Below are 18,522 nucleotides of genomic sequence, written 5' to 3' on the forward strand. Positions count from 1 at the left end.
CCAAATAGTCCTTCTTTCAAAAGGTGAAAGAATCTATAGTTACTAACCATCTTCGACGATTTGAAGGGGTTTTATACTTTCAATGATTACTATTTTTTTAGTTTACTTTGCAATGTCTATTAGGAAATTCGAATTGTTATTAGGATATTAGCGCCTTTCGCTTGTTCAACGGTATCGCTGCCCACTTCGGAGTATTATGTTCAATTTTGGCAACAACAATGGTCATATCATCTTCAATTAATCCCGACCTTGTCCTAATCACCTCTTCCATAATTAAATCCGCAATTTCTTGTGGGTCTTCTGTTTGCAATTCTCGTATTTTTCGTTTCATCCATAAATCATAATTCTCAACATGTTTAGGACCCTCGAAAATACCGTCGCTCATCATGATAAGCAGATCTCCTGCCTTCAGTTGATCGGAAACAACTTCCACGTCAAATTCCTGAATGATTCCCATTGGTAAATTACTAGATTCAACCTTTAGTACCTTGTCGCCTCTTTTGATAAAGCTTGGAGTGGAGCCTATCTTCAAAAACCTCGCACTAGCATCTTGTAAATCAATCATTGCTAGGTCTAATGTTGAAAATATTTCATCCGTCGTTCTTAATGAAAGAATGGAATTTACTGATTTGATTGCTACTTTCTCTTCTATTCCAGACTGTAGTATTTTTTGTAATAACTTAAGAGTCTCATTACTTTCGTGATGAGCTCTTTCACCGTTTCCCATACCATCACTGATTGCAATAGCATATTTCCTTGCCCCTAATTCAATCATTGAGTAACTGTCTCCTGATACAAAGCCCCCACCTTTGGCAGCATGTGCAACACCTGTTTTAACGACATAGGCCTTATCTGACCTAAATGTTACGTAGGTAAAACAATTTGGATATTTGACATATTCCGCCTTCTTTACAACGATGGTTTCTCCTAATATATCAGAAAGTAATGGGGCGATTATTTTTTCACATTCCCCATGACTATTATTTGTTGGTATGGTCATATCTATATCAATATTTCCTTCTTCAAGACTATAAATTTCAACCTGCTCTATTTCCAATCCAAAATCTTGTAGTGCGTCTAATATCATTTCCTCTTGTTTTTGATGATTTTCTCTTTCTCTTTTGATTTCATTTGCAAAATCCCCCATTACCTCTGAAACACCCAATAATTGTTCTGCAACGAGCTTTCTGCTTTCCTTTACTTGCTGTTTCAATTTTTGGTTAGCATGAAAGAACGTTAATTCCTGATATATAGCATCCTCCACTTTTTTTGATTTAACACAATGCTTGTCCAGCTCCCGATGCATACGTTGTGAGAGTACTCCCTCACCCAGATCATATTCATTCATTACCTTTTTCATTAACTCATACGTTTTATCAAAGTTTTTTGCCCAGCATTGCTCTTTCTTAAAGCAAGATTGACAAGTCTTTTCTGTAACATTACTTAGAAAATAATCAAACTCCTGATCTTCATAATCTCCGTCCCGCCATTCGTCATACTGTGAGAAGCTATTGGATAAAGCTTGAAAAACGGAGGAAAATTGTTCTACACGGTGAACCGTAATATCTCTGATTTTCCTCATATATTGCTGCTGCTCTTGGGCAAATTCCGACGTTCCTGGAATATGCCTTGCCATTTTATTGGTTAATTGTTGAGGAGTTATAAATAACAGCAAAATAGCAATGCAGGATTCGTAAATATTTTGAATTAAAGATGTTTGTGCATCCCCATACATTCCAATTAGTAATGTGGCGATTAACAGGCCAATTGAGGTACCAATCTTTTTCCCTTCTTTTAAAAGTCCTCCCAGTAGCCCTGAAAATGCTAACAAGCTCATTTGATAGAAGCTGGATACATTAGCTAAACTGAAAATAAGACCCGTTACAACTCCTACGGTGGAACCCACAGTGGCTCCTCCAACAAATGCAAATAACAATACCAAGTATCTGGATAAAATATGCTCAACCGTCAAATTATAGATGGACCACCCAATAGTCCCTGTCAAAACAGAAGCAAGCATAATGATAAGACTGACGACCTCTTCTGTTTTTAAGCTTTTTTTTCTTTTTTTTAGTGATAAAAGTGGAATACTTTGCATAAAGATTAGGGTAAGAATAAAAGTAAGACTCGCCTCTACTCCCGCCATCATTCCATCATATAATGTGATGTTGTCGTGATTTTGAATGTACAAAAAAACACATCTGGCTATAAAAGAAGTAAAAAACACATAATAAGGCAGTGCTTTTATCTCATCATGATGAACCCTGGCAATTATTCGAAATACAACTAAAAAAATAACTGCACATGAAAAGGTATATACAACATTTGCAATGGATAGTGTTAACGCCCCTGCAAGCAGCCCAAGTAATACTAAAGGTGCCTTTTTTCTTCTCATCATGTAAACAGCAACAAAAAATGGTAATGCAAATGGTGATAAATGAGATAAAATTAAAGCCCGTCCAAGTAAAAAACCTATTAATATGAGAGCTACACCTTTCTGGAGAAAGAATTGATCTAGCTTTACCTGAAGTCTTGTCAATCTTTTGGAAACCTCAAGCTTTGTTTCCTCTAAGTTACTTCCTTGATTCATAAAGCTATCCGCCTTTTCCATTATTTATACACTCCTTTGGCGTTGTAGTTGCAAACCATTATATATTGGACAGGTTTAAAAGTTTGTCAAAATTGAGAGGTGAATTAAAAGAAAAGTTCGACTTCTTTCAGCGAAATTATGGAAGGACCTCCATGTTTTTTGTCCAAAGTGGAATATACGAAGGATTTTCTATACAGATAAAGAGGTAATTAGCATATTTTTATAGAGAAAGTAAGGTTTCGACAGTATTTTTTACAGCAAAATAATTAATTAGCTTTCCTGTTTAAAAAAACACAAAAAACATATTGACAAAAATTTAATCCGTATGTATTATTGAACTTGTGCTTTTAAAGCAACTTTTTATAAAATGGCGGCGTAGCTCAGCTGGCTAGAGCGTACGGTTCATACCCGTGAGGTCGTGGGTTCGATCCCCTCCGCCGCTACCATATTAAGTTGGCCCGTTGGTCAAGCGGTTAAGACACCGCCCTTTCACGGCGGTAACACGGGTTCGAATCCCGTACGGGTCATATGAAACAAGCAGACACAGATGGTTAGCAGAATTGCTAGCCATTTTTTTATTTTAAAAAACAAAAAAGCATTCTTTTTCAAAAAGAATGCTTTTCTTATGAAGGTTCCCTTCTACCTGCTATATTTGAATAGACAGCAAGTTAGCCTCGTCTTGCTCCTCGACCACCGCGTTTTGATTCAGTATGGCGTTTTAATGAAGATAGACGATCTTCACTATCCTTTAAAAAACGAGCCATTTTTTGCTCGAAATTTTCTTTTGGACGTTGGTTATGACTTGGTTTATTATGACGAGGTTTCTGTGATGGTGGTGCCTGTTCCTTTGCTTTTCGAATAGATAAACCAATTTTGCCATCTTTCTCAACATTAATGACCTTGACTTGGACTTCATCGCCAACCTTCAAATGCTCATTAATATCCTTCACATAGTTATCTGCTACTTCACTAATATGAACCAAACCTGTTGAGCCTTCAGGCAATTCAACAAACGCTCCAAAATTTGTGATCCCTGTTACTTTCCCTTGTAACTTGCTGCCTACTTCGATCGACATAAAAAATAATTTCCTCCTTAAAAAGATAAAGCTTATTATATATTATATCGGACGTTAAAAAAGAGTGTCAATAAGACACGTCTTTATCGTCATCCTTCTTCTTATCCTCAGGGATATTAAAAATAATTTCTCCCTTTTCAGAAAGAAAATATTCACTTCTGGCTAATTTCGCAATATAGTTATCATCGTTCAATTTAACCACTTCATCTTGAAGATAAGACTTTTCTTTCCTAAGCTCCGCAAGAGACTTTGTAAGCTTAGCCTTTTCTTCCTGCTTAACTGCCAATTGGTGGTTTCTAGTGATGAGTGTAGAAACCAGTAAGTATACGGATGCCAATGCAATAAAACTAAATGCAATTAATCTCCGAAAAAGCAGCTTTTTTCTTCGAGCTAATACTTTTTCCTTCATCATTTGTTGTTTTGTATATGCATTTTGCATCGGTGTAATATTTTTCTGTATTCTGGCACCCATCCCTTAAACCTCCTTCTTCGCTTCTAAAAAAACTAAAACTAAATATTATTTGTTAAAAATTCTCCGAATCCATTTAAATATATATATAATTTTATTCTTAGCTTTTTTTAAAATCCCTGCTAATCTTTGAAATATTTTTTCGATAAATTTTCTAAAAGCAACAGGAACTAGTTTCCATAATAATGTTCCAATCCATTTTATTGGATAAAAGATTACCTTTAGAGTCCATAATAACATCTTTGCAAATAGTTGCACAAGGGACAATAAAACTTTTCCTAAAGCAACGGAAATGGTAATGAGGGCTAAAATGATCCATTTAATAGGATTATAAATTAAAGACATGAATAATTTTACCAAAAATTGATAGATTGCAATAATCGTGTTTATCAGTATTTCTAGTAAATTCAAGTATATATTTTTCATTAAAGCTTGATAGGCAGCAAAACCGCAAACAAGAGCAATGAATATATAAAAGCGAATCTCGCCATAGTTGACTAAAAATAAAATATAAAAGATGGCTAGTCCTTGTATAATCCAGAACATCACATCATTGACGAACACAATCCATCTTTTTCTTTTACCCCTTTGAAGGAAACGGTTATACGTATCAAGGGAGGCACCAAAAATGCTTCCCATTGCGATCATGGCAAGCATTGTGTAAAATTGCGTGGTTAGGCTCATCGAAATAGCTTGCTAAAGAAGCCTTTAGCCTTCTCCCCATGATGTTCATCTAAGTAAACTAAATCAAATACCTTCCCCTTAATGGAAACAATCCCTTTTTCAACATCAAGGTTTTTCATTTGCAGATTTTGCCCTCGAATAGCAAGGAATCCCATAACCGTTTCCAACAAGAACTCCTCATTATCAAAGCTATCCACCTGTTTTACACCGGTAATGTCAAGAAGTTTTCGCCCTCGCATAATCACATCATGCTCTTGATTTACATTTTTTCCACTAGAAGGTGTATCATAATATTGACTCAACATAATCCCCCGCTTTCCATATTCCTTCCACACATAGATTTCTCACTAATCATTGGCTAGTCCATGCTATATATTCATGTGTATGATGGGGATTATTAAAAAAGAACAAGCCTATTAAGAAAAGCGGAAACGTTTTGATAAACGGCAAACGGATGCGCTAGACAACGATTCAAATTGTGAAGCAATACCTTTTTATCATTAAAAAAATAACCACTCCATAAAAAGGAGTGGTTATTCTTGATTTATACGTTCTTCTTTGATAACACTATACATATTTGCAGCGTCCTCTTTTCGGGTATTTTCCTGCAAATTTTCTACTTTGACTGTTACAAGTCTCTGTCCAAAACGTACCACTAGCTCATCACCAATTTTTACATTAGAGCTAGCTTTCGCTTGCATCCCGTTTATTGTAATTCGTCCTTGATCTGCTACTTCCTTCGCAAGTGTTCTTCTTTTAATTAATCTTGAAACCTTTAAAAATTTATCCAATCGCATTGTACTCATTATCTTTCACCTCTATAATCCCGCTTTTTTTGCTTTATCCCAGAGCTCATCTAATTCAGCTAAAGTATATTGGGAGAAAGGCCGTTCACTATTTTCAACTGCTTCTTCCATGTAACGAAATCTTCTCCTGAATTTTTGATTGGTCATTTCAAGTGCCTCTTCAGGATAAATGGAAAGCAACCGCCCGACATTCACCATAGCAAAAAGGAGATCTCCGTATTCGGAAAGCTGCTTCTCTCTATCATTCTTCGTGATTTCCGTTTGAAATTCCTTCATTTCTTCAAGTACTTTTTTCCATGCCTCATCTGGCTGATTCCAATCAAAGCCAAGCTTGGAAGCCTTTTTCTGATATTCGTAAGCTTTCATAATAGCAGGAAAGCCCTTTGCTACTTCATCCAAAATAGATTGTTTCTTTTCTCTGCCTTTTTCCTGTTCCTTTATTTCGCTCCAATTTTTTATGACGTCATCGACATCATTTACATCAACATCTCCAAACACATGAGGGTGTCGGCGTATCATTTTATCAGAAATTCTTTCAATCACATCATCAATAGTAAACATGCCCTCATCTTCGCCAATCTGAGCATGCAGCATTACCTGGAGAAGAACATCTCCTAGTTCCTCGATGATATGATCGATATCATCTTCGTCAATTGCTTCCAATAGTTCATATGATTCTTCGATTAAATATTTTTTCAAGGTGAGATGTGTCTGTTCTTTATCCCAAGGGCAGCCATTTGGACCTCTTAAATCAGCAATAATCGACCGCAATGAAGAAAATTCTGTAAGTGAAGGCTTCTTCATAGGCGGTACATACACACTTGTAAGGTTATTCATTTCTAATTGTCGATCTAATTCATACAGGAGAACCTGCTCTATTCTTTCCTCGGTAGTACCGGCTGCCGTAACAATCATAATCGAATAATCATCCGGATACTTTTCCATTAGTGTTAATTTTACATTGGATGCTACAAAAGCATCGTAAACTTGCCCAATGATAAGATGCTGATTGGTTTGAATATCATCTCTCTTTAAGTCGGTTCCGTCTAATAATTGAAACCCTTCTATCGGATCTGCCTTCACTGCAGTAAATAAAGGATCAATGAAGCTTTGTCCCCCGGCAATATGGACTTGTAAACCATGTTGCCCACTTTCTTCGAGAAGTAATTGAACCGTACGCTCTGCTACAAGAGGGTGTCCGGGAACTGCATATATGATATCCTTCTGTTTTGCGGCAATAAATAAACGATTTACAATTTCCTCATACACCTCTTCAAATCGGTCATACTGTTCATAAATATCATCAAAGCTTATAAAGTTTAGACCTTCCGCTTCTAAATCCTTAACAACGGGATGTTCCTTTGTTCTTAAAAAAACGGTACTGGCATTTTTTAATAATTTATAGACTCCTAATGGCAGCTGGTCAAGATCCCCTGCACCTAAACCAATTATAGTAATACAATTACTCATCTGATTGATCACTCCTAATTTTGATGCCTTTTGAATAGCTTATTTCCAAAAGGTATCATTTCTATTTCGTGTCCTTTAAAAAGCTTTAATCCTAGAATAGAAAGCAAATAAGCAATTCCTCCCACTATAACGCCTGAAAGGGCAAAGAAAATACTCGATGAACGATGTAAGGGGATGATGTTTTTCCAAAATATTATCCACCCCTGCAAGACGGCTGTCATGATAAAAGCGGCAGCAATAACTTTAATATAATATTGAAAAGATAATTTTCCTAAATTAATGGCAGAAAGCCTTGCTATGCAGCATACAGAAACAATTCCTAAAGCGATAACCGTCGCTATCGCTGCGCCTAAGGTTCCAAATATTGGAACGAACCATTGATTAGCGATAAATTTAATCAAAACCCCAATTATCATATATAATGCAGGAGTATATACCCGTCCAATTCCCTGTAAAATCCCAGTAATAGTTAAAATAATAGAGCTAAATAATATAGATATGGAGAATACAGCCAAAACAATGGAGCCCTGATCATTTTTAAATAGCATCATATTCGTAGGCTCCATAATATTTATTAATCCAACCGTAGCTCCCATCCCAACAATAATGCTAATTTTCATGGCACCTAGCACTTTTTCCTTTAATATAGCGTCATTACCCATTTTAAATGCTGAGGATATAACAGGCACTAATGTTAGGGAAAGAGAGGTGGCAACTATGGTTCCTAACTGTAGCAGGGGCTGCCCTCGGTCATATATGCCTTTTAGCTTCTTCGCTTCGTCTAAAGATACGCCTGATTTAGTTAATAAGGCATAAATATTTAAGGAATCCACTAATTGAAATAAAACTAGAAGCATTCCACTTATACAAATGGCCATACCATGAAGCAAGAAAGTCTTCCCAAGCTTTACTCGCGTGCCTCCCATTGCCGTTGGATTTCCCTTCCTTCTAAACCTCCAAAAAAAGGAAATCAAAACGAATAAAGATACCACTCCACCCGCTATTGACCCAATCAAGGCACCTTCTCCAGTGATATAAAGGGAATAGCCCTTTCTCACTAAAAAAAAGGTCAAAATTAATATTGAGGCAACTCTAATAAATTGTTCCGTTACCTGAGATATTCCTGTGGGAAGCATCATACCTTTCCCTTGGAAATAGCCTCTGATAATAGAAACAAAAGGAACGAGTAAAAATGAAAAGGAAATCGTTTTTATTAAAGGCTCTAATCTCTGATCGCCCATTAATTTAGCAATAAATGGAGAACCAATGAAAACAATCAAAAATAAGAAGATCCCCAACATACTTAACAAAATAAAGATTGATTTCATCATTTGCCTTATATTTATATCATTACCCGCTTCACCCTCAGCAACCAGCTTTGAAATGATTACTGGAAATCCATACGTGGCTAATGCTATGGCTATCCCGTAAATTGGATAAATTTGCTGATAAATATAAAAGCCAACATCCCCGACTATATTTTGAAATGGAACACGATAAACAGCACTTAATATTTTTGTAATGGCAGCTGCAATAGTTAAAATAAATGCACCTTTAACAATCTTCTTCGAATCCTCATGAGTCAAATTACTTCGACCTTCCTATAATAAAAATATTTAGTATTATAGCATATCCCTTCAAAGGTGGAAATTCTGGGAAGCTTTACGACTTTTTGAAAAAAGCCATAAAGAACAAATGCGCGGGGCGCCTTCCCCATCGGCGTATAGATGAGTGAAATTTGCATTGTAATTTTACCAAGTGAAATTTGCATTGTAATTTTACCAAGTGAAATTTGCATTGTAATTTTACCGAGTGAAATTGAAAGCTAGACGTAGACAAATTTCCCGAAATTATCCACAAGGATAATTTTTATAAATTCCTTGCAAAGAAAAGAAGCAGGTTATATTCACCCGCTTCCGTTCATTCCATATGTTACTGTTCCATTTGTCTTGCAAGAAACCCTGCAGCTGTTTCAGTGGCTTTTTGTTCTACTTCTCCGATTGTACGGTCTTTGGAAAAAATAACAACAGCACCAATTGGATCTCCATTTGCAACGATAGGTGAAATAGCATAGGAGGCAATCTCTTCTTCGTATCCATCTACCAGTTGAGCTTGTCCTTTGTTTGTAACGAGTGCAGGATTTCGATCATCCATTACCTTTTCTATAACACTGCCAATGCTTTTATTTAAGTAATCCTTTTTCGATCCTCCTGCAACAGCAATAACTGCATCTCTGTCACAAATTAAAACCTGGCTTGTTAAACTGTCATACAATGCCTCCGCGTATTCCTTTGCAAAATCGCTTAATTCACTAATTGGGGAATACTTCTTTAGAATTACTTCTCCATCGCGGTCGACGAAGATCTCTAATGGATCTCCTTCCCTGATACGTAAAGTTCTGCGAATTTCCTTTGGAATAACCACTCTTCCTAAATCATCAATACGACGAACAATTCCAGTTGCTTTCATCTTATGTTGCCTCACTTTCATCAGATGATTTGATTCGGCAGCTCACTGCCTATTTTGTAAATGAATGAATCTTTTACCAACGTTGTCATTAGTATCTTTCATCTAGGAAGTTCTATACATATGAGTTAATATTTCTGTCTTAAAATCCTTGAAGATGATATTGTATCTTTACCTCAAGGAACGAAAAAATAAACATAGCAATGGTTAAAAAAAGGGAAAACGCCACATCTTTCTTATGTGACGCTTTCCATTTGTCATTTAGCTAACATGCTGCTTACTTGCATTTTTCAATTCCTTTATTATTTCCATGATGATGGAGAGCCATCTTTCCTCTGTAATCCCTTTTATATTTAATGTGATTTTTAATTTATTGCCGTCCATGCCAAATCCTACAGCACGGCCGTATTGATTACAAACCTCCACCACTCTTGGTCCATCAATATTCTGAGTTCCTTTTTCTGTAACAAGAATGGAAATACCATTTTTTATTTGCTTTACAGACTCTAGGTTAGCCTCCAATGCAAATAACTTCATTTCAGCTATGGTGAATAAATATTCTACCTGTACTGGATATTCACCATAGCGATCAATCATTTCTTCCCGTAATTCTTCCATTTCATCAATCGATTCAATTGCTCTAAATCTTTTATACATCTCAATCTTTTGATGGCCATCCTTAATATAGGTATCTGGAATATAGGCATCTATCTCAAAATCAATTTCAAAGGAAGGCCGTTTTTCCAGGTGGTTGGTGCCTTTTCTTTCTTCTATCGCTTCTTGCAGCATTTGAGAATATAAATCAAATCCAACTGAGTCAATAAAGCCATGCTGTTGGGCACCAAGAATATTCCCGGCACCTCTTATGGATAAATCACGCATAGCGATTTTAAAGCCGGATCCAAGCTCTGTGAACTCTTTAATAGCTTGCAGTCTTTTCTCCGAAACTTCCGTTAAAACCTTGTCTTTTCGGTAAGTAAAATATGCATAAGCTACCCGATTGGATCGCCCAACTCGGCCACGCAGCTGATATAGCTGCGATAATCCCATACGGTCCGCATCATATACAATTAAGGTGTTCACATTCGGGATATCGACACCTGTTTCAATGATAGTAGTTGTCACTAAGACATCGTACTCACCTTCCAGGAAACCTAAAATAACAGATTCGAGCTCACTTTCCGTCATTTGCCCATGGGCAAATGTTACACGTGCATCCGGAACAAGTGTAGAAATTTCCTCTGCCTTTCTTTCGATGTCCTCTACCCGATTATATAAAAAATATACCTGTCCATTTCTTGCTAATTCGCGTTCAATTGCCTCGCGTACAAGATGACCGTTATATTCCATGACATAAGTTTGAACTGGGAATCGATTCTCAGGCGGTGTCTCTATAACAGACAAATCCCGTACTCCTAGCATGGACATATGCAAGGTTCTTGGAATTGGTGTGGCTGTTAGCGTAAGAACGTCCACGTTCGTTTTCATTTGTTTGATTTTTTCTTTATGGGTAACACCGAATCGCTGCTCTTCATCAATGATTAACAGACCAAGATCATGGAATTGTATATCCTTTGATAAGATTCGATGGGTTCCCACAACAATATCTACCGTTCCATTTTTTAATCCTTTTGTCGTTTCTGTTTGTTGCTTTCTAGTCCTAAATCGACTTAATAGCCCAATAGATATCGGATAATCCTGAAAACGTTCCTTCATCGTTTCATAATGCTGCTGAGCTAAGATAGTGGTTGGAACAAGAAATGCAACCTGTTTGCCATCCACTATCGCCTTAAATGCCGCACGGATGGCAACCTCTGTTTTACCGTAACCTACATCACCGCATAATAAACGGTCCATTGGTCTTTCTTTTTCCATATCACGTTTAATTTCTTGAATGGAACGAAGCTGGTCATCTGTCTCTTCGTATGGAAAAGTAGCTTCAAACTCCCTTTGCATATCCCCATCTGGTGAAAAAGCATAGCCTTTGGCAGCTTCCCGCTCCGCATAAAGCTTTATTAAGTCATCTGCAATATCTTGTACGGAGGATTGAACCTTCTTCTTGACTTTTTTCCACTCAGTGCCACCAAGTTTATATACCTTTGGTTCTTTCCCCTCAGAACCTACGTATTTTTGAACAAGCTCAATTTGTTCTACAGGGACATATAGCTTATCGGTTCCTTGGTATTTTATATGTAAATAATCCTTATGAACCCCATTAATAACTAAGGTTTCGATTCCTAAGTATTTACCGATACCATGGTTAACATGAACAACATAGTCCCCAATTTTCAATTCTGAATAGCTTTTGATTCTTTCAGCATTTGACAGCTTTTGCCTGCGTGGAGACTTTTTCGTTTTCTTATTAAAAAGCTCTTCTTCCGTAATGACAGCCAATTTTTGCATTGGAAGTTCGAATCCTGTATTAAGATTTCCTTGAATTATTTGTATATGATTCAGCAATAGCTTATTAGAATCATTCACTACTGCCGCCTCAATCTCATAATCCTCTAATACGCTATGTAATTTAGAGATACGACCTTCATCAGTTGCCAGAAAAACAACGGTAAAGCTTCCCTTTCTCCATCGCTCCATTTCCGTCTTAAGGACATGCATTTGCCCGTGGAAATTTTGCATTTGCTTACATGTTATATTGACGATATTTTGCGGATTCGTATTTGGAATATGACGCAAGAATAAGGACAAATACAGCCTTGGTAAATTAGCTTGAATTAATAATTTTGATAAATTATGGGATACCTCTAATTCATGAACAATTTGACCTTCCTCCAGTAATGAAGTAAACCATTCTGCCTCTTCATTCTCTAAGCGGTCATTCATCTCCTGAATACGACTATATTCATCTAAGACAACGAGCCCGTTTCCATCTAAATAATCTAGTAAACTCGCAGGAGTTTCGTATGCTAATGATAGAAACTTAAAAAACTGCTCCGGTTTTTGCCCGTTTCTTAAATTTTCAATAGCATACCCAATATTTTGCGTTAAAAGTTCCTTTGATTTTGCAGTTTTCACTTTTTTAAGAGTTTTGGAGAGCTCCTTCTCCAACCGTTCTGCAACCTTTCCCAACATCTCCACTTCAACGGGAGACTCTGTTGCTGGTCCAATTAAAATATTATTTCTTTTTTCTACCGATCGCTGATCCTCTACAGCAAAAGTTCTAATCGAATCTATCTCTGTATCAAATAATTCAATCCGAATAGGGTTTGCCTCTGTCAAAGGGTAAATATCCAAAATACCACCACGTAAGCTAAAATCCCCCGGGGTTCCTACCATTTCATTGCGGTTATATCCCATTGCAATAAGAGCATCTAAAACATGTTTGAGATCTATATCCTCTCCAACCTCAAAATTCAGCTGATATTTTCTCCATAATTCAGGAGTAGGCAGCACTTTCCGTAAGCCTGCCATTGGAACAATGATAATTCCTTTTTGTTTAGATACAAGGAAATTTAATGTTTCAATTCGCTGGGCCATTAATTCTGGGCTTGCTATACCAATTTCCGCAGCAATCAGCTCATTTGCAGCATATAAGTACACGACATTCTCATCCACTAGTTGTGACAAATCATCATATAATTTCTGCGCTTGTAATAGATTATACGTCACGATCACTATGGATTGATTTGATTTCTCGAATAAAGATGAAATAAACACCGTTCTGGAGGACCCTGATAAACCTGCTACTAGTTGCTCTTTTAGGTTTCCCTCAATTCCGGTGATAACCGATTGAATTTCATCTTGGTGCAGGATAACTTGTTTTAATCCCTTCAATCAATAGCCCTCCCTTCTAAATAAATAACTATTAATTTCTATATGAAACAATTACTATTTTTAAAGGCAATAGAAAAATGCTTTGGATTCTCCCAAAGCTAAATTAGTGAATCAAGTAATCATGTGCATGCAGTTCGGGGTTCCTTGTAAGTGCATCTTGGCAATCTTCGCATATCGCTTTTATATGAATACTTCCATCTTGTTCATAAGAAACCATGTCTTGGCGTTCCTCATTTGTTAATGTATTTAATCCAAGATGATCGGCATGAACAGACAAGCTTTCTATGCTCCCCATATTGGTTCCGCAATGACGGCAAAAATAGTGTATCGCCATTGGCTTGCCTCCTTATTAGTACTTTTTTAATAGTATGAACATGCTAATAAGGAGTTATTCATTCTGAACTTAATTAAATTGATTCATAACCTCGATAAACGGTTTATCCAGCCAAGATTCACATGCATCTGCCGAATTTCCTATCGCTATTTGAAGTGTTGTCCACTCCTCTTTTTTGAACTTGCTAAGTACATAATCCGGTACAGACATACCATTTTCCGGACGCCCTATCCCAATTCTAATGCGATTAAAGGACTGTGTCCCTATATGGGCAATAGTAGATTTAATACCGTTATGTCCGCCAGCACTGCCTTTTTGCCGTAAACGAATCTTTCCGACAGGCAGATCAAGATCATCATAAATAACTAATAATTCATCCAAAGCTATATCATAATAATCCATTAACGGTCTTATACATTCACCAGATAAATTCATGTAAGTCAAAGGTTTTAGAAGCATGAATTTTTGTCCATTATTATGAATTATTGTATATAGACCATTATATTTTGATTGATTTAAGTTAGTTGAATATCTCTTGGCTAACTCATCAATTACTTCAAACCCTATATTATGCTTCGTTTTATCAAATTGTGACCCGGGATTTCCTAAGCCTACGATTAATTTCATTCATTACACCTCAACTTAACTATATCACAAAAAATGATCCTCACCTTTTTGCAATTACATTTTATATTTAATATTATACATGGGGATTTTTTAGGGAACAAATGGTCAAGGGCAATAAAGAAAAAATGGCATATCTCTTTTTTGAGACATGCCATTATAATTCTATTCACCTTCTGTTTCCGTTGTTTCTCTTCCTTCAAGGTTATCAGGCATTCCGGACTCCTGTTGCTCCCCTGTACTAATTTCCTCTTCTTGTCTTGGAGGCAATATGGAAGCGATGGTTTCTGTATCTTCATGATTAATACTGAAAGGATAATTACCTTTTATATCAGAGATGGAAACTGTTTCACCAACTTGCAGATTGCTGACATCCACCCTTATCGCATCAGGTATATCATTAGGCTTTGCTGTCACAGATAACTCATGAATCGGTTGCTGAAGGACACCACCATCCTTCACGCCGGAACTTTCTCCTATTAATTCCACACGGACATTTGCTTCAATTTCGGAAGATAAATCAACCGCCAGAAAATCAAGATGAACAATTGTTTTCTTTAAAGAATCCTCTTGATAATCATTTAATATTACATTCTGTTTCTGTCCCTCTAGATTTAATGATATGACGCCATTTCTGCCTGCTTCCCTAATAGTTCTGGTAAAATCAGCCTCACTTACATACACAGGAGTATTTTCCGACTTATAGCCATAAACTACAGCAGGAATATTGCCATTTCTGCGTAGCTGCTGGAGCTCCGAATGTTGCTTATTATTTCTCCTTTTCGCATCTAATATCGCCACCATCCAACTATTCCTCCTATTCTTATATAAAGGCTGTTCTCGTATAAATTGTTAAAATCCAAATACCGATTCTAACCTGTTGCTTTTCGTAAATGTTCATACATCTTAATGTAGCTTTTATTTCGAGGCATCTCTTTGAAGACAACCAACATAACCGAAATAAGGATGCTAATAGGTATTCATCTACAAAACCAACAAAGTTCAAGAAAATAGCCTTTGTAAATAATCTCTCTATATAAATTCCCCTTAATTTGTACAATCTAAACATAATAATATGAAAAGGCCGTCCTTTTCCTTAGCTATACAAAAAATAGAGCCCGCTTTACACGGGCTCTATTTCTATATTAATCAAATAATGTACTTACAGATTGGTTTTCATGGACGCGAATAATCGCTTCGCCAAGCAATGCCGCAACCGATAATTCGACCACTTTATCAATTTTCTTTTCTTCTGGAAGCGTAATTGAATTTGTAACAACTAATTCTTTAATTTTGGAATTTGCAATTCTTTCAATTGCAGGACCAGATAATACCGGATGAGTACAGCTCGCATATACTTCCTTTGCTCCATTTTCGATTAATGCATTTGCCGCAAGTGTAATCGTACCTGCAGTATCAATAATGTCATCAATAAGGATAGCAATTTTGCCTTCGATATTCCCCACAATATTCATCACTTCCGCTACATTTGGACGTGGGCGACGCTTATCAATGATTGCTATCGGAGCTTTTAAGCGATCAGCCATCTTGCGTGCTCGTGTTACACCGCCATGGTCTGGAGAGACTATGACAATCTCATCATTGAATTTTTTACTCTTGAAGTAATCCGCCAAGATTGGAACACCCATCAAATGGTCAATAGGTATATCGAAGAATCCTTGGATTTGCGGTGCATGTAAATCCAATGTAATTACTCTCGTCGCTCCGGCTGTCTCAATTAAATTTGCAACTAATTTAGCTGTAATTGGTTCACGTGCACGAGCTTTTCTGTCCTGGCGAGCGTATCCGTAATATGGCATTACAATATTTATCGTCTTAGCTGATGCTCGTTTAAGAGCATCGATCATAATTAGAAGTTCCATCAATCTTTCATTAACAGGTGAACTTGTTGCCTGGACAACATAAACGTCACATCCGCGAATACTTTCTTCAATATTAATTTGAATTTCCCCATCACTAAAGCGGGTTACAGAACATTTACCAAGCTCAACACCTACTACTTGGGCAATTTCTTCAGCTAATTGTACATTGGAATTTAATGTAAAAATCTTCAAATTTGGGTCTAAATATTGGTTAGACATGATGGACCTCCAATTATTGATTGTGTTTTAGTTTACTAACATAGTTTTCCTTATTCACTTGTCTTGCACGTGCAATGGATAAGCTTTCTGCAGGAATATCATCTGTAATGGTAGAACCTGCTGCAATATATGCATTTTTTCCAATTGTTACAGGTGCTATCAGATTAGAATTGCAGCCAACAAATACACCATCTTCAATTTTTGTCAAAAATTTATTTTTTCCGTCATAATTCACCGTAATAGAACCGCAGCCGATGTTTACGTCGGAGCCTACTTCTGCGTCCCCAATATAACTTAGATGGGAAGCTTTACTTCCTTTTCCAAATACAGCCTTTTTAATTTCAACAAAATTACCTATCTTTACATTTTCTTCTATATGTGAATCTGGGCGAATATGAGCGAAAGGGCCGATATTTACATTGGAGCCAATGAAGCTTTGATGCGCTACGGATTGCTTAATATTCGTACCATTCTCAACTTGACAATCTTTAATTTCCGAGTTTGGTCCTATCACGCAATCTTCGCCAATTACTGTTTTCCCAGCAAGCTGTGTACCTGGTAGAATAGTCGTATCTGAGCCTATTACCACTTCTGATTGTATATACGTGTTATCAGGGTCTATAATGGTAACACCATTTCTCATGTGTTTTTCGTTTATTCTTCTTCTCATGATCCGCTCTGCACTTGCTAACGCAACACGGTCATTTACTCCAAGCGTTTCGTCCATATCATTTGTTTGATAAGCAGAAACCATTTCACCTTGTGACTTTAATATTGCAATCACATCGGGTAAGTAATACTCATTTTGAGCATTATCATTCTTGACTTGTTTAAGCGCCTCAAACAGTTTTTGATTGTCAAAGCAAAAAACACCTGTATTTATTTCATTTACCTTCCGTTCATCCTGAGATGCATCCTTATGCTCGACAATTTTTTCGACGAAACCGTCTTTATTCCTAATTACACGTCCATAACCATCTGGTTTTTCCGTATATGCTGTTAAAATTGTAGCCTTCGCGCTTTGTTCCTCATGATGCTTTAATAATGCCTCGATGGTCTCCGCTGTAATAAGCGGTGTATCTCCACAAACAACAAGAGTAATTCCGTCTTCCGAGGATAAGACTTCCTCTGCCTGCATTACTGCATGTCCTGTACCCAATTGTTCCTCTTGAAGAGCAAAAAGAGTCTTACCATCCAGCCTTGCTTTTACCAGGTCTGCTCCGTGTCCGATTATAGTGACCATCTTATCAATATTAAGCTTTGATACTTGATCGACAACATGTTCAACCATCGGTGTTCCACAAACAGGATGAAGCACTTTATAAAGCTTTGATTTCATTCGCGTTCCTTGTCCTGCCGCCAAAATAACAGCAAATCGTTTTGTCATATTTGGGCCCCCAATAAACCTATTTATCCATAAAAAATATATCTTAAATAATGTACTATTTCAAGGAATCTTCATGAAGTACAAATTATTGTAAAGAAATATGGGGAAAAGTGGAGGAAAACATATTCTTTTTTTCCTAAAGGTGGTTTTTAGAGGTAAATAAAGGAACTCTTTTTAATTTCGATTCTTCCATTTTATTATTTTCTTAAGGATGTATCAGAGTTGAAGAAAGAGCCTTAATAGAAAAAGAGCCTTACTATGGAAGTAGGCTCTAGTTGTAATAATTTATTTAAGAAGCACCTGCTTCTTCGAATTCAACTTCTTCTAACTCACCCAATCTATTGTATTCCGCTAATACTGCATCTTGAATTTTGCTTCGCGTATTAGAGTTAATTGGATGTGCAATATCACGAAATTCTCCATCTGGAGTACGTTTGCTTGGCATTGCTACAAACAAACCGTTATTTCCATCAATCACACGGATATCGTGGACAACAAATTCATTATCCAAAGTAATAGAGGCAATCGCTCTCATTCTTCCTTCCGTATTAACCCTGCGCAATCTAACGTCTGTTACTTCCATCTGTGTTCACCACCTTTTTCCCTAGATAGAATCTAGTTAATGTATTCAACAGATTTTAGAAAACTCCTTCTTTAATTGTATAATTTTTTAAAAAATTTAATGAATCCCAGTTTTGTAAAAAAATTAATAGTTTTAGAGCCCA

General features: G+C 36.7%; 16 protein-coding genes and 2 tRNA genes. 2 read left to right on the forward strand and 16 right to left on the reverse strand.

Annotated features, from left to right (window positions below; all coding sequences use genetic code 11):
- Positions 1-139 precede the first annotated feature (139 nt).
- On the reverse strand, positions 140-2,611 hold the full coding sequence (gene spoIIE, locus KHA87_RS21130; protein WP_213096118.1) for a stage II sporulation protein E: 2,472 nt from the start codon (positions 2,609-2,611) through the stop codon (positions 140-142).
- A 348-nt stretch (positions 2,612-2,959) separates the two neighbouring features.
- Here spoIIE and KHA87_RS21135 point away from each other — a divergent pair.
- Both KHA87_RS21135 and KHA87_RS21140 read left to right on the forward strand, forming a co-directional pair.
- Positions 2,960-3,036: transfer RNA gene (locus KHA87_RS21135), tRNA-Met, on the forward strand.
- 9 nt (positions 3,037-3,045) lie between these two features.
- Positions 3,046-3,117, forward strand: a tRNA-Glu gene (locus tag KHA87_RS21140).
- Between the two features lie 141 nt (positions 3,118-3,258).
- Here KHA87_RS21140 and KHA87_RS21145 read toward each other — a convergent pair.
- The 15 genes from KHA87_RS21145 to spoVG all read right to left on the reverse strand — a co-directional run bounded on the left by KHA87_RS21145 (position 3,259) and on the right by spoVG (position 18,380).
- Positions 3,259-3,666, reverse strand: coding sequence for a S1 domain-containing RNA-binding protein (locus KHA87_RS21145; RefSeq protein ID WP_213096119.1), 408 nt, complete (start codon positions 3,664-3,666; stop codon positions 3,259-3,261).
- Between the two features lie 67 nt (positions 3,667-3,733).
- Positions 3,734-4,138, reverse strand: a complete 405-nt coding sequence (locus KHA87_RS21150) for an FtsB family cell division protein (RefSeq protein WP_213096120.1) — start codon at positions 4,136-4,138, stop codon at positions 3,734-3,736.
- A gap of 45 nt (positions 4,139-4,183) precedes the next feature.
- Positions 4,184-4,819, reverse strand: coding sequence for a spore cortex biosynthesis protein YabQ (gene yabQ, locus KHA87_RS21155; protein WP_213096121.1), 636 nt, complete (start codon positions 4,817-4,819; stop codon positions 4,184-4,186).
- The gene (yabP, locus tag KHA87_RS21160; RefSeq protein ID WP_055741688.1) at positions 4,816-5,121 is read right to left on the reverse strand and encodes a sporulation protein YabP; all 306 of its coding nucleotides are present in this window, start codon (positions 5,119-5,121) and stop codon (positions 4,816-4,818) included. The genes yabQ and yabP overlap by 4 nt, the downstream gene beginning before the upstream one ends.
- Before the next feature lie 231 nt (positions 5,122-5,352).
- Positions 5,353-5,616, reverse strand: a complete 264-nt coding sequence (locus tag KHA87_RS21165) for an RNA-binding S4 domain-containing protein (protein ID WP_213096152.1) — start codon at positions 5,614-5,616, stop codon at positions 5,353-5,355.
- A 21-nt stretch (positions 5,617-5,637) separates the two neighbouring features.
- Positions 5,638-7,095 carry a bifunctional methyltransferase/pyrophosphohydrolase YabN gene (gene yabN, locus KHA87_RS21170; RefSeq protein WP_213096122.1) on the reverse strand — a complete coding sequence of 486 codons (1,458 nt, stop codon included), beginning with the start codon at positions 7,093-7,095 and terminating at the stop codon, positions 5,638-5,640.
- 14 nt (positions 7,096-7,109) lie between these two features.
- The gene (locus tag KHA87_RS21175) at positions 7,110-8,681 is read right to left on the reverse strand and encodes a putative polysaccharide biosynthesis protein (protein WP_213096123.1); all 1,572 of its coding nucleotides are present in this window, start codon (positions 8,679-8,681) and stop codon (positions 7,110-7,112) included.
- Positions 8,682-9,027: 346 nt separating this feature from the next.
- Complete coding sequence (gene spoVT, locus KHA87_RS21180; RefSeq protein ID WP_213096124.1) at positions 9,028-9,564, reverse strand: stage V sporulation protein T; 537 nt, start codon at positions 9,562-9,564, stop codon at positions 9,028-9,030.
- Positions 9,565-9,822: 258 nt separating this feature from the next.
- Positions 9,823-13,350 (reverse strand): transcription-repair coupling factor, encoded by a 3,528-nt coding sequence (mfd, locus tag KHA87_RS21185; protein ID WP_213096125.1) that lies wholly within the window; start codon positions 13,348-13,350, stop codon positions 9,823-9,825.
- A 103-nt stretch (positions 13,351-13,453) separates the two neighbouring features.
- A complete protein-coding gene (gene fin, locus KHA87_RS21190; RefSeq protein WP_213096126.1) occupies positions 13,454-13,684 on the reverse strand; it encodes an anti-sigma-F factor Fin in 231 nt (76 codons plus the stop codon).
- A gap of 69 nt (positions 13,685-13,753) precedes the next feature.
- Positions 13,754-14,311: an aminoacyl-tRNA hydrolase gene (gene pth, locus KHA87_RS21195; RefSeq protein ID WP_213096127.1), complete on the reverse strand. Its 558-nt coding sequence runs from the start codon at positions 14,309-14,311 to the stop codon at positions 13,754-13,756.
- Positions 14,312-14,473: 162 nt separating this feature from the next.
- Positions 14,474-15,112, reverse strand: coding sequence for a 50S ribosomal protein L25/general stress protein Ctc (locus tag KHA87_RS21200; RefSeq protein WP_213096128.1), 639 nt, complete (start codon positions 15,110-15,112; stop codon positions 14,474-14,476).
- Positions 15,113-15,453: 341 nt separating this feature from the next.
- The gene (locus tag KHA87_RS21205) at positions 15,454-16,410 is read right to left on the reverse strand and encodes a ribose-phosphate diphosphokinase (RefSeq protein ID WP_213096129.1); all 957 of its coding nucleotides are present in this window, start codon (positions 16,408-16,410) and stop codon (positions 15,454-15,456) included.
- Positions 16,411-16,423: 13 nt separating this feature from the next.
- Positions 16,424-17,797 carry a bifunctional UDP-N-acetylglucosamine diphosphorylase/glucosamine-1-phosphate N-acetyltransferase GlmU gene (gene glmU / locus KHA87_RS21210; protein WP_213096130.1) on the reverse strand — a complete coding sequence of 458 codons (1,374 nt, stop codon included), beginning with the start codon at positions 17,795-17,797 and terminating at the stop codon, positions 16,424-16,426.
- 289 nt (positions 17,798-18,086) lie between these two features.
- Positions 18,087-18,380 carry a septation regulator SpoVG gene (gene spoVG, locus KHA87_RS21215; RefSeq protein WP_213096131.1) on the reverse strand — a complete coding sequence of 98 codons (294 nt, stop codon included), beginning with the start codon at positions 18,378-18,380 and terminating at the stop codon, positions 18,087-18,089.
- Between the last annotated feature and the right edge of the window lie 142 nt (positions 18,381-18,522).

This window comes from Bacillus sp. FJAT-49736 (assembly GCF_018343615.1).
In the GTDB taxonomy this organism is placed as follows: Bacteria; Bacillota; Bacilli; order Bacillales; family Bacillaceae_C; genus Margalitia.